Consider the following 12,188-nt stretch of genomic DNA (forward strand, 5'->3'; position numbering starts at 1 on the left):
TTTAAGAATGGATAGAACAAGCCCATTGCATTTGAACCGCCCCCCACGCATGCAACTAATGCATCTGGTAAGCGACCTGCTTGCTCCAAGATCTGCTTGCGTGCTTCACGGCCAATAATTGACTGGAAGTCACGAACAAGTTGAGGATATGGATGTGGACCTGCAACTGTACCAATTACATAGTACGTCGTATCAACGTTGGTTACCCAGTCACGCATCGCTTCGTTCATGGCATCTTTCAGCGTTTTAGAACCACTTTGTACAGGTACAACAGTCGCTCCCAATAAACGCATACGATAAACGTTCATGGCTTGGCGCTTAACATCTTCAGCACCCATATAAACAACACATTCAAGACCTAAACGTGCTGCAATTGTTGCTGTTGCTACGCCATGTTGCCCAGCACCAGTCTCGGCAATAATACGTTTTTTACCAGAAAGCTTTGCCAATAGCGCCTGACCAATCGTGTTATTTACCTTATGTGAGCCTGTATGGTTCAAGTCTTCACGTTTAAGATAAATTTGCGCACCACCTAACTCTTTTGACCATCGCTCAGCATAATAAAGTGGACTAGGACGACCTACATAGTAGGCGAGATCGCGGTCGAATTCTGCCAGAAACTGTTCATCATTTTTCATGCGGGAATAGAGATTTTCTAAATCTTCTAATGCCGCCATTAAAGTTTCTGACACAAAACGTCCGCCATGGATACCAAAATGCCCTGCAGCATCTGGGTACTGTGTATAGTCAATCACATTGTTTTGCTGATCCACGTTGGACTCCTTGCATAAATCGTTCAATGAGTTGTTGGTCTTTTATACCTTTTGCGGATTCTACGCCTCCGCTCACATCTACTGCAAAAGCACCGGTAGTATGAATAGCGTCAATGACATTGTCAGGGGTTAAACCACCTGCCAAGATTAAAGGAATATCAAGTTTTGGGAATTTAGACCAGTCAAACTGATGCCCTGTACCCCCTTTAAGCTCAGGATGCCACGCATCGAGCAATACAGCACTGGCACCAGCCGCCTGATATTTTTGAATTTCAGCAATTACATCTAAATCAGGTTTAACCTGAATCGCTTTATACCAGCGACGTTTACAATGGCGAGCTATTTCCTGACATTGTTCTGGAGTTTCATCGCCATGTAGTTGTAATACATCTAGGGGAACACAATCAAGTACATCCTGAATTTCAGTGGCACTTGCATTCACAAACAAACCAACCATTTGTACATAAGGTGGAATTACTTTTGTAAATTCTTGAACCTCTGCAACTGTCACATGTCTAGGACTTGGCGGAAAAAAAACAAAACCTATCGCATCTGCTCCAGCAGCAACAACTGCCTGAACATCTTGAATGCGAGTAATTCCACAGATTTTTGCGCGTGTACGTTTTTGGTTTGATGGGCTCATGATCTGCCTAAACTACAACCATTTCTTAAAATAAGCGCCATTGTAATGCAATTTTTGCCCCTTGCGTAAAAGTTCTCTGGGAATTGCTCCAAATGACATTGTATGAAATAAATCACCACTTTATACTGCGTAAAATTGGAAGCAAGTGTAAGCAATTAATGCTTTAGGGAAGCTGGTGAAAGTCCGGCACTGCCCCCGCAACGGTAACACTGTAAAGCATATTTTTTAAGTCGATATCGACTTACACCACTGCAGTAATGTGGGAAGGTGAATATGTCCATAACATAAATATGGCGCTGAAGTCCGGAGACCTACTTGTTTCATCTATCTACCCGATCATTCACGTGGGGTGAATGTATGGAGCATGTTATGTCTAAGTCTTTTCAACCTACTCGTCTGGTAGGGGCTATCGCTATTGCGATGGGGTTTTCACCTGTTATTTTTGCTGAAGATACAACGAATGCAACTCAGCTTGATCCAATTGTAATCACTGCCTCAAAAAGTGCTGAAAAAGCGAGTGAAGTTCCGGCGCGTATTTCAGTGATTTCAAAAGAAGAAATTGAAAAAAATCCTATTTCAAATTTATCTAACATCTTACAAAAAGATGCATCTATTTATATCAAACAAAATGGTGGTCTTGGACAAGGCACTAATCTTTTGATTCGTGGTACAAATCCAAATCATGTACTGTTATTAAAAGATGGAGCACGTCTAAATACTCCAAATACCCTTTCCCCAATCTATCCTGAACTTTTAGATACAACTAATCTTGACCGCATTGAAATCTTAAAAGGTCCTGCATCAGTTCAATATGGTACTGATGCGATTGGCGGTGTGATCCAAATGATTACATCTTCACCTGAAAGAAACTCTGCATTCGTTACAGGTATTTATGGTGAAGATAGTACTTATAAAGCAATTATTGGAACAGATTTAGTCAGCAATGAAGGGTTCTTTGCTCAAATTCGTGGGCAAAGTATGGAAAGTGATGGAACGCATATTTTCAACACTCAACCAGGCAATTTAAAAGCTGCTTATGATCAAAAAGGTTATAGCGCAAAATTAGGTTATGACAATAAGAATAATTTAAATACAAGTGTTGAAATTTCTCAAAATAAGGGCGCTAATAATTATTCAGACAATGGTGGCATAAGCAATACAGCTAAACGTGAGTTTGACAATCAGTTAGTCAGTACCAGAGTCGAATACAAACCGACATCTAATATCACTATCAATACAAGATATTCTAATTTTAAAGATACACAAGAGTATCGTGAATCATCACCTTATCATGCTGACACTAAACGCAATGAAGGTGATTTAAATGTTAAGTGGCAATTTACACAGGCACAAAATATCTTGGTTGGCGCAAGCATTGATAATACAGAGTATCAAGATGCCTCTATTTTAAATGGAAAGCAAGATATTGATTCTACTGGCTATTATCTACAACACCAATATAAAACTGATAAAATCAGCACGCAATTAGGCATACGCCTCGAAGATAATGAAAAATTTGGAACACATAATGTAGGACAAGGGGCTGTTCGTTATTTTGTATTACCGTCAACCAGTATCTATGCAAATATCGGAACAGCATTTAGAGCCCCTTCACTTACTGAATTGTATTATCACAGCGAAGCTGATTATGGTTCTTTTGGAATTTATCATACTTATGGGAATACCAATCTAAAACCAGAAGAAAGTACTTCATATGAAATTGGCTTAGATCATCAGTTTACTCCTGCATTAACAGCATATTTATCGGCATATAAAACAGACGTAAAAAATTTAATTGCATCAAATTCAAATTTTGATGTTGCAACAAATACAACGACAAGTACTTATGAAAATCTAAACAAAGCACAATTTTCTGGTGGTGAGGTTGGTTTTAAATGGAAACAAGATGATCTATTTTTATCAACTGAATATGCCTATGTAAAAACTGAAAATAAAGAAACTGGCTTAGAGATTGCTTATCGTCCTAAGCAAACACTCACCTTAACTACAGGTTTAGAAAATACTGTTTACGGTGTTAGTGCTTCACTTATTGCCCGCTCTAACTCTAATGCTCAAAATAGTGCTAATCCACAAAAAGTCCCAGGCTATGCTACTGTCGATTTAAATGCTTACTGGAATATCAATCCAAACGTTAGAGTATTTACTAATATCGAAAATGTGGGTGATTCTGAATATAAAACGGTTTACAACTCACGCAATTGGTATGTGAATGGTGGCCGCCAAGCTTCTGTTGGGGTCACTTTCCGTTATTAATTTTTCACTCTGATTATAAAAATATTTTCTTAACTCCAGTTTCGGGGTAATGTTCTGACCGACATTATCCCCTTTTTTATGTTCAGGATATCCATCATGGGACACCGTTTAAGCAAAATCTATACACGCACAGGCGACTCAGGCACAACAGGTTTAGGCGATGGCTCTCGTGTTGCTAAAGATGATTTACGAATTGCAGCACTTGGTGATGTCGATGAACTGAATGCCATTATTGGGGTACTTCGTGCTCAAATCACAGCTAGTCAAGTGACCAACAAAGCCGATTGGGATAAAAGTCTCAGCCTTGTTCAGCATTGGCTTTTTGATTTGGGTGGAGAGGTTTGTATTCCAAACTACAATTTACTTGAACCTGTTTGTATTGAGTTTCTTGAAAAAGAAATTGACCGTATGAATGAAGACTTACCAATGCTTAAAGAGTTTATTCTGCCATCAGGCTCTTTAACTTGCAGTTATGCCCATCAAGCCCGTGCCGTTTGTCGCCGTGCAGAAAGATCTCTACTGTCGGTACAAACACGTGATCAAAACATTCAAACCACGGCGCTCCAGCTTTTAAACCGCCTGTCTGACTGGTTGTTTGTTGCATCTCGTGCTTTACAACGTGCCGAGGGCGGCCAAGAAGTACTTTGGCAAAAAAATATTAATGAGATTATTTAAAAATAGATTAAATTAAACATGGTCTCTGCTCTTTTCAAAGAGACCATAGTCAAAATATTTCATAGAAGAAAATTATGCGCATTATTGGTCATCGTGGTGCACGCAAAGAAGCTCCTGAAAATACACTAGGCGGTTTTCAGCACATAAAAAATTTAGGTATTCGTGGTGTCGAATTTGATATTCGTCAGCTTCAAGACGAAGAGTTGGTCGTGATCCATGATGATAATTTTTTACGTACAGCTGGAGTAGATCAAATTGTTGAGCAATCTACTTTGGCTCAAGCACTCTCATTTGATCATCGTCAAAATTGGCCAGATTGGCCAAATTCAGAGCCAACACCAACTCTCACAGGCGTTTTAAACCTGCTTGATAACTTCGATCATATTGAAGTGGAAGTGAAAGCTGTAAGAGACATGGTTTTAGCAGAAAAAATTGTTCAAAAACTTGAGGCCGAATTACAAGGTTTTGAGAAAGTCGTCACCATCACAAGCTTTGATCTTCAAATTTTAACTGCCTTACGCGATATAAACTCTCAATTTAAACGTGGATTGTTAGTGGAGCTTCCAGTTGGAGCAACAGCAATTGAACTCGCTCATCAATATGGTTGCTGTCATATTGGCTGGCACGATCAACTCGCAACAGATGAAATGATTCAGCTTTCACAGCAGGCCGACTTAAATATTAGTGTCTGGACAGTGAATGATGTAGAAAGAGCAAAAAGACTTAGGGATTTAGATGTACAAGGGCTAATTACAGATATTCCAACCACGATGTTACAAGCTCTATAAATATAAAAAAGGTGGTAAAACCACCTTTTATTTCTTTTGTGCCTGAATAAGGCGTTGTCCATTCTGATCAAGCAGGTAGAGCGTATTGCCTACGAGTTGGAAGCGTTGAATACGTTGCAAAGCATCCACCAGCTCTGCCTCTTGAGCCAAAGCACCATCACAGCTTAAATGTCCTGCATTTACCTGCATGTCAAGTTTTTGCTGACTAAAATCAAATGTATAACGACCAAAAACTGCGTTACATCCAGTATGGCCTGATACTGTTTTGATAGCAGAATTTAAAGAAAGAGTTGGCCACTGTATAAAGAATTTTGCCTTATGACCACTGATCTGAGTAATCTGCCAATCAATATCTTGAATGCCATCAGGACTTACTCTCTTTTTTACAACAGGCGCTTGAACATGATGAACTGTTTTTTTTGTTTGGACTTTTTTTGTATTTTGATCGGGTGCACTTTGACATGCGGCTAATACAAGACTGATTGTGACCAAGACACACTTCAATGATAATTTCCTTGCAATATCAATGCTGTTCTTTTTTTTCAATCGTTGTACGTTCATTAAACAACTTCTCCTACTTGAAAAACTCTGTGACATAGTTTAATTCTGTTACCGTTCTTTCAATACATCTGTACAATAATGCTAGTGATTCTCACTAAGCACGTGCTAATATGAAGGATAGAATAGCAATATATCTTGATGATTGGTTTTGCTATGTCGTTTTGTCTTTGTACCTTGTCTGACAAGGATTCTAGGAGCGCTGCCGGATATGACTTCCGCCCCACTCAAAGCCCCAATTAACTGGACCGCTAGCATTACCTTAATTGGTTTACCAATTCTTGCCGCAATCATAATCCCGATTTACGCGTATTATTATGATTTTAGTGTAAGCGCATGGGTAAGCTTATTTTTTCTTTTAGCTCTAAGTAGTATGGGGATTACTGCTGGTTATCACCGCCTGTGGGCTCACCGAGCTTACGAAGCGTCGTTACCGCTTAAAATTCTTTTAATGATCGGTGGAACTTTTGCCGTACAAAATAGTATTTTGTTCTGGGCATCTGGTCACCGTACTCACCACAGACATGTTGATCATGTCGATGAAGATCCATATTCAATTGAGCGTGGTTTTTGGTATGCCCATATGGGTTGGATGATCCGCGATCATTCGCCATCTGAGCCAGACTTTAAAAATGCACCTGACTTGCTCAATGATAAATTGGTTATGTTCCAGCATAAATACTATGCTTTACTCGTAGTTGCAGTTCATGTTGGAATTTTAGGTTTAATTGGTTGGGCAACTGGCGATTTATGGGGTGTGGTCCTCATAGGTGGTCTCTTACGCTTAATCATTAGCCATCAAGTGACTTTCTTTATTAACTCACTTTGTCATATGTTCGGTAAACGTCCTTATACAGACGAAAACTCGGCACGTGATAATTTCTGGTTAGCTATCGCCACTTGGGGCGAGGGTTACCACAACTATCACCATATCTTCCAATACGATTATCGTAATGGTGTGAAATGGTGGCAATATGACCCAACAAAATGGTTGATTTGGTCTTGTTCTAAACTTGGTTTAGCTAAAAATTTACGTCGTATTCCAAGCTTTAATATTAAAAAAGCAGAACTGGCGATGAAGTTTAAATATGCCGAGCAAGATCTTGCTATCTATGGTCATGATGTAAATGCTGACATTAGTCAAATGAAACAACGTATTGCACAAGAATACGAAGCATTTACCCATACTTTAAATGATTGGGCAAAACTGAAAGAACAAGAGTTACAAGCAAAAAAAGCAGCAATGGCTGAAAAGATTCATAGAATGGATCACAAGCTTAAAGTTGATTTTCAATTGCTTGAACACCGTTTAAGTCATCACCGTGAATGCTTAGAAACACTTATGCGTAGTGTTAAAAAGAATACCAACGTGGTGTCAGACTAAAATAAATTCTGATCAAAAATAGCTCTTTCGGGAGCTATTTTTATGCCTGCTTTTTAACTATGGTATAGTGAAATCCGCTCTCTCTATTTTGCCAAGCCCATGCAATTCAATCCGCTCTACCCTTCACTTCCTTCTAAATTATTCCATATTCAGCAGCCATCTCCTTTGCGTGGTGCAAAAGCAGGCCATTTCAATGCCGCTTTGGCAGATGAACTGCAATGGTCAGAAGACGAAAAAAATGCATGGGTTGAAATCTGTAGCGGACAGTGTACTTTCTCTGAATTCCCTTCTCTGGCGATGGTCTATGCTGGCCACCAATTTGGACAATGGGCAGGACAACTCGGTGATGGTCGTGGCTTACTGATTGCACAAATACTCAATACAAAGGGTCAAACCATCGACCTACATCTCAAAGGTGCAGGTCCGACACCCTACTCAAGAATGGGAGATGGACGTGCAGTGCTGCGTTCCGTTGTCCGCGAATATTTAGCTGGGCATGCTTTAAATGCTTTAGGCGTCGCTTCTAGTCACGCGGTAGGGTTTACGACCTCTACTCAAGGTGTACAGCGTGAAAAACTAGAGTTAGGCGCAATGCTACTCAGAACATCTGAATGTCATATCCGTTTAGGACATTTTGAATGGATTAATCAATACGCTCCCGAGTTACTGTCAGAATTCACTCAAAAATGTATTGAATGGCATTATCCAGAATGTCTAGAAACTGAGAATCCTATTTTATCTTTTGCCAAAAAGGTAATTGAGCGGACTGCAATCATGATTGCGAAATGGCAATTGGTTGGGTTTGCTCATGGCGTGATGAATACCGATAACTTAAATATTACTGGTTCAACACTCGATTTTGGTCCATATGGTTTTATGGAACGCTTCCGCCCGAACTGGATTAATAACCACTCAGATTATCAAGGCCGTTATACTTATCAAAATCAGCCAAGCATAGGCCATTGGAATTTATGGACGTGGTTAAACAACTTGATTCCACTTGCTGAACCTGAAAAAAAGGATCAGTTCAAAGAAGAGTTAGCGCGTTGCTTAGAACAATTTGAACCGACTTTTATTGAACATTACACAACTGGTTTATGTCAAAAAATGGGACTTCCCCATTTTCATAAAGACAGTCTTGATTGTAGTTTTAGTTTTTTAAAAATCTTACAAACTGAACAACTCGATTACACTCAGAGCTTTATCCGACTTCAAAATAAAGAATATAAAACTCTACGAGATGATTGCCTTGATATTCGACAGTTCGATGAGTTTCTTAGCCAATATCAAAGTATTCGTGAACATCAAGATACTTCTGAACTTGATGCAAACATGCAAAAAGCAAATCCGATTTATATTTTACGTAATCACATGGCTCAGCGTGCTATTGAAGCCGCGGAACGAGATGATTTTAGTGAAGTAGACCGTTTGTTTAAGCTGCTTGATCAGCCATATACAAGACAACCAGAGCTCGAACAGCTACAAGATTTAGGCCCGTTACCAAGTGACGTACCAGACGTAGCTGTCAGCTGTTCTTCTTAATACTTTAAAAACTAAACTCTCTTAAGTCACTTAAGAGAGTTTTTTAAACATCAAAGAATAATATATGAAAATTAGACCTATCATTATTTCTACACTTCTTATAGTTCCACTTGGAATCGCTTTTTATAAATATGAAAAATATTTACCGACTTTTACATCATCCCATAAAGCTCTTTCACACGAAGAGATTTCGGATCTAATCAAGACAAAGCCCATCACCTCAATTGAAGTGTTTAAAAATCAACGCGTACTTCTGCTCAAGAGTAATCAGGATGTGATTCGTCGTTATCCTATCCGACTTGGCTTTAATCCAAAAGGACATAAACACTTTGAAAATGATGGAAAAACACCTGAGGGGATCTATTCTATAGATTGGCGCAATCCACAAAGTGCTTTCTATAAATCATTGCATATTTCCTATCCCGATACGAAAGATATTGCTTATGCCAAGCAATATAATCAACCAACAGGTGGAGATATCATGATTCATGGATCAGTTCCAAAATCCTTTTTATCTATACCTTTTAGCTCGACTTATATGCCCCATAAGGATTGGACATTAGGATGTATTGCGGTTAGAAATGCAGATATAGATGAGATTTGGCAATTGGTACCAAATCATACGAAGATTATTATTTATCCATAAAATCTTTAAAACTATCCACATTTTCTGTGGATAACATTGTGGTTATCCACAGAATAACTTTTGCTAGTGTTTTACTCTTCAGGATATTCGAAGCGGTAACCTACACCGTAAACAGCTTGAATCCATTCATGACGGTTACCAGTTTCAGCCGCTTCACTAATTTTTCGGCGCAAGTTTTTGATATGGCTGTCAATTACACGGTCAGCAACGTCAAAACTATCTGGATTAATATGATCTAATAATTGTGCACGTGAATATACTTGCCCTACATGCTCTAAAAATAGCTCAAGTAAGCGAAATTCGGTTGGCGTTAAGCTCAATGATTTTTGTTGATACCAAATTCTTTGCTGAGCTTTATCAATTCGGAAAGAATCATTTTGTTCAGGTTCTGCTTTACGCTCTAAACGGCGCAGAACAGCTTGTACGCGAGCTACCAACTCTTTTGGACTAAATGGTTTACATACGTAATCATCAGCGCCCATATTCAGACCTAATACACGGTCAATTTCTTCGGTACGGGCAGTGACCATAATAATCGGTAAATCTGATTGTTCACGAACTTTACGGCAAATGGTCAAACCATCCATTCGTGGAACCATTAAGTCCAGAACCATTAAATTAGGTTTACGTTGTTGGAAACTCGCATAGGCATCTTGACCATCATGAAACATACTTACTTCAAAACCGGCAGCTTCAAGATAATCACGCACTAAATGCGCTAATTCGACTTCATCTTCAACCAACATCACATGTTTCATGAGATATTTTTCCTTTTATATTTAACTCTGCTTTTTAAAAGTGAGCACACAACGTAAACCACCTAACGGTGAATGTTCAAAACTGAGTGTACCACCAAGCGCCTGCGCAATTTTACAAGACAAAGCCAAGCCAAGCCCTGTTCCACCTGTACTACGCGTACGCGAATCATCTACGCGATAGAAACGTTCACCTAAACGAGATAACTGCTCATCGTTTAAACCAAATGGGCTGTCATCAACATACAAAGTCCACTCCTGCGGAGTTTGAGCTGTATGAATATGAATTTTGCCACCTGTTTCTGTGTAACGAATACTATTACTAATTAAATTAACAATAATCTGTTTAAACCGATCACGGTCTAATAATAGCGGAGAACTTGTTCCTTCAACTTGAATTTCGAGACCAGCCTGCTCAAGTTTAGGTTTAAAGTTTTCTACTTCCTGTAATACCACTTCCCATGGATTAACAGAACTTAAATAACACTTAAGCTGCTGGGCATCTGCCTGTGCTAAGTCTGCAAGATCTTGAGTCAATTTTTTCAAGCTTGAAACCTGACGCATCATCGCATCTAGATGTTCAGGAGTCGCTTTTCGAATCCCGTCTTGCATCGCTTCAATTTGTGCTTGTAATACAGCCAGCGGCGTTTTTAACTCATGAGAAGTATCAGCCACCCATTGACGTCGCGACTCTTCATGCTGATGTAAAATTTCTGCTAAATGGTTCAATTGAGTTGATAAATCACCCAACTCATCATTTCGTTTAATAACAACTTGATGTTGATAATTTCCTTTCGTTAATTCATTAGTTGCATTTAATAAACGCTGAATCGGCTTTTTAAAATAAGTTGCCATTAATAGCGCTGCAACTAGACTTGAAAGTAAAGTTAAAGCATAAATTAAGAGTAAATAGCGCTTTTGATTACTAAAGAAATTAATACTCAAAGCATCTTCTTTATCTAAAACAGGTTTTAAACCTAAATATCCAACCACTTGATTGTTTAAGATAATCGGGCGAAATGACATCTGATCTGAAGAAGGCGGCTCACCTACAACAAACTGGTGCCGTGCATCATATAAAGATAAACGGGAACTCAAACCCAAACGGTCAGGCAAAGCAATAAAACGCTTTTTACCATTTTGGGTTTCAATATCTTTTAAGCTCCCTTTCTTTGATTTATTTTTATCATCACTTGGGCGAAATTGGTTTGCGCTTAAGGGGAATCTTAATCCTTCAAAGGGTTGATATTGAGAAGGTAAATTTTGCTCAAGCGTTCTTAACTCTTCATCGCTAAAAATAGTATTTTTATTTGTCGGTGCAACTTGCGGTGAAATATTAATAAGGGCATGTTCATCGAAAGAATGCTGTTGTATGGCAATATCATATTGACGACGAAGCCACCACTGCGAAAGACGATCATAGTCATCGGGAGCCGCGGTTCCTTCGATTTGTAAAATCTGTGCCTGAATCGCATTCCCCCAATCATGGTACACCGTATAGACATCGCCCAGATTGGTTATAAGGCGGTCGAGCTTCTGCATTTCAACGTCAGCCACATATTTGGCAAAGTTCTTTTGCATTGTCCAGTGCAAAACACTCAAGCTTGCAGTCGCAATAAGCAATGTGGTGAGCAAGACTGTCAAAAACAACCGTAATGCAATGGGAACACGTAGAACGTTCAAAAGCACTCTCTCATTTTTACCCTATATTTCGCATTGTAACCAACAACGAAAAGAAAAACTCTCCATTGTTTCTACATCTTTATTATCTAATCTTTAAGCCATCAGTAAACACAACATTAAAAGGCTTTAAATATGAAAATGACGGCAAAAATTGCATTATTCAGTGCGGCAATTGTAACAATGGGAAGTTTAGCGGCGTGTCAATCGACGACTCAACCACCAAAGCCAGAGCGTGGAATGATGCAAGATGGCCCACGTGAAGGCCACCACCGTATGAAACATCGTGAGTTCACACCAGAACAAAAAGCAGCATGGGAACAGCACCGTGCCGAACGTCAAGCTCGCTTTGAACAAATCCAAAAAGCATGTGATGGTAAGGCCAACGGACAAGCAGTAAATGTTCAAGTTGGAGATAAGACACTTGAAGGTACTTGTAACCTTCGTTTTGAACCAAAGCGCCCTCAACC

At 39.2% G+C, this 12,188-nt stretch carries 12 protein-coding genes and 1 riboswitch; of the genes, 7 read left to right on the forward strand and 5 right to left on the reverse strand.

Annotated features, from left to right (window positions below; genetic code table 11):
- Nucleotides 1–773: tryptophan synthase subunit beta (gene trpB / locus UC75_RS22010; RefSeq protein WP_228137426.1), on the reverse strand; the 773-nt coding region annotated here is incomplete at its 3' end.
- Nucleotides 748–1,416: a phosphoribosylanthranilate isomerase gene (locus UC75_RS15575; protein WP_013196862.1), complete on the reverse strand. Its 669-nt coding sequence runs from the start codon at nucleotides 1,414–1,416 to the stop codon at nucleotides 748–750. The genes trpB and UC75_RS15575, both read right to left, overlap by 26 nt.
- A gap of 126 nt (nucleotides 1,417–1,542) precedes the next feature.
- A riboswitch (cobalamin riboswitch) is annotated at nucleotides 1,543–1,750 on the forward strand.
- 23 nt (nucleotides 1,751–1,773) lie between these two features.
- On the opposite strand from UC75_RS15575, the gene UC75_RS15580 reads away from it, so the two are divergent.
- From UC75_RS15580 to UC75_RS15590, 3 genes are all read left to right on the forward strand, one after another.
- Nucleotides 1,774–3,690, forward strand: a complete 1,917-nt coding sequence (locus UC75_RS15580; protein WP_128825299.1) for a TonB-dependent receptor plug domain-containing protein — start codon at nucleotides 1,774–1,776, stop codon at nucleotides 3,688–3,690.
- Nucleotides 3,691–3,786: 96 nt separating this feature from the next.
- Nucleotides 3,787–4,365 carry a cob(I)yrinic acid a,c-diamide adenosyltransferase gene (locus tag UC75_RS15585; RefSeq protein ID WP_049838110.1) on the forward strand — a complete coding sequence of 193 codons (579 nt, stop codon included), beginning with the start codon at nucleotides 3,787–3,789 and terminating at the stop codon, nucleotides 4,363–4,365.
- 74 nt (nucleotides 4,366–4,439) lie between these two features.
- On the forward strand, nucleotides 4,440–5,153 hold the full coding sequence (locus tag UC75_RS15590; protein ID WP_049838111.1) for a glycerophosphodiester phosphodiesterase: 714 nt from the start codon (nucleotides 4,440–4,442) through the stop codon (nucleotides 5,151–5,153).
- 27 nt (nucleotides 5,154–5,180) lie between these two features.
- On the opposite strand, the gene UC75_RS15595 is transcribed toward UC75_RS15590, so the two are convergent.
- Nucleotides 5,181–5,714 carry an META domain-containing protein gene (locus UC75_RS15595; protein ID WP_049838112.1) on the reverse strand — a complete coding sequence of 178 codons (534 nt, stop codon included), beginning with the start codon at nucleotides 5,712–5,714 and terminating at the stop codon, nucleotides 5,181–5,183.
- A 208-nt stretch (nucleotides 5,715–5,922) separates the two neighbouring features.
- On the opposite strand from UC75_RS15595, the gene UC75_RS15600 reads away from it, so the two are divergent.
- The 3 genes from UC75_RS15600 to UC75_RS15610 all read left to right on the forward strand — a co-directional run bounded on the left by UC75_RS15600 (nucleotide 5,923) and on the right by UC75_RS15610 (nucleotide 9,283).
- Nucleotides 5,923–7,095, forward strand: coding sequence for an acyl-CoA desaturase (locus UC75_RS15600; protein WP_005309628.1), 1,173 nt, complete (start codon nucleotides 5,923–5,925; stop codon nucleotides 7,093–7,095).
- A gap of 99 nt (nucleotides 7,096–7,194) precedes the next feature.
- A complete protein-coding gene (locus UC75_RS15605; RefSeq protein ID WP_049838113.1) occupies nucleotides 7,195–8,637 on the forward strand; it encodes a protein adenylyltransferase SelO in 1,443 nt (480 codons plus the stop codon).
- Nucleotides 8,638–8,701: 64 nt separating this feature from the next.
- On the forward strand, nucleotides 8,702–9,283 hold the full coding sequence (locus UC75_RS15610; RefSeq protein ID WP_049838114.1) for a L,D-transpeptidase family protein: 582 nt from the start codon (nucleotides 8,702–8,704) through the stop codon (nucleotides 9,281–9,283).
- A gap of 71 nt (nucleotides 9,284–9,354) precedes the next feature.
- Here the strand turns inward: UC75_RS15610 and UC75_RS15615 are convergent, their stop codons facing one another.
- Nucleotides 9,355–10,041: a response regulator gene (locus tag UC75_RS15615; protein ID WP_003655179.1), complete on the reverse strand. Its 687-nt coding sequence runs from the start codon at nucleotides 10,039–10,041 to the stop codon at nucleotides 9,355–9,357.
- 21 nt (nucleotides 10,042–10,062) lie between these two features.
- Nucleotides 10,063–11,721 carry a sensor histidine kinase efflux regulator BaeS gene (baeS, locus tag UC75_RS15620; RefSeq protein ID WP_049838143.1) on the reverse strand — a complete coding sequence of 553 codons (1,659 nt, stop codon included), beginning with the start codon at nucleotides 11,719–11,721 and terminating at the stop codon, nucleotides 10,063–10,065.
- Between the two features lie 132 nt (nucleotides 11,722–11,853).
- Here baeS and UC75_RS15625 point away from each other — a divergent pair.
- A partial coding sequence (locus UC75_RS15625; RefSeq protein WP_049838144.1) for a hypothetical protein occupies nucleotides 11,854–12,188 on the forward strand: 335 nt, incomplete at its 3' end.

It is taken from the genome of Acinetobacter sp. V2 (assembly GCF_001188385.1).
GTDB classification, from domain to species: Bacteria; Pseudomonadota; Gammaproteobacteria; order Pseudomonadales; family Moraxellaceae; genus Acinetobacter; species Acinetobacter oleivorans.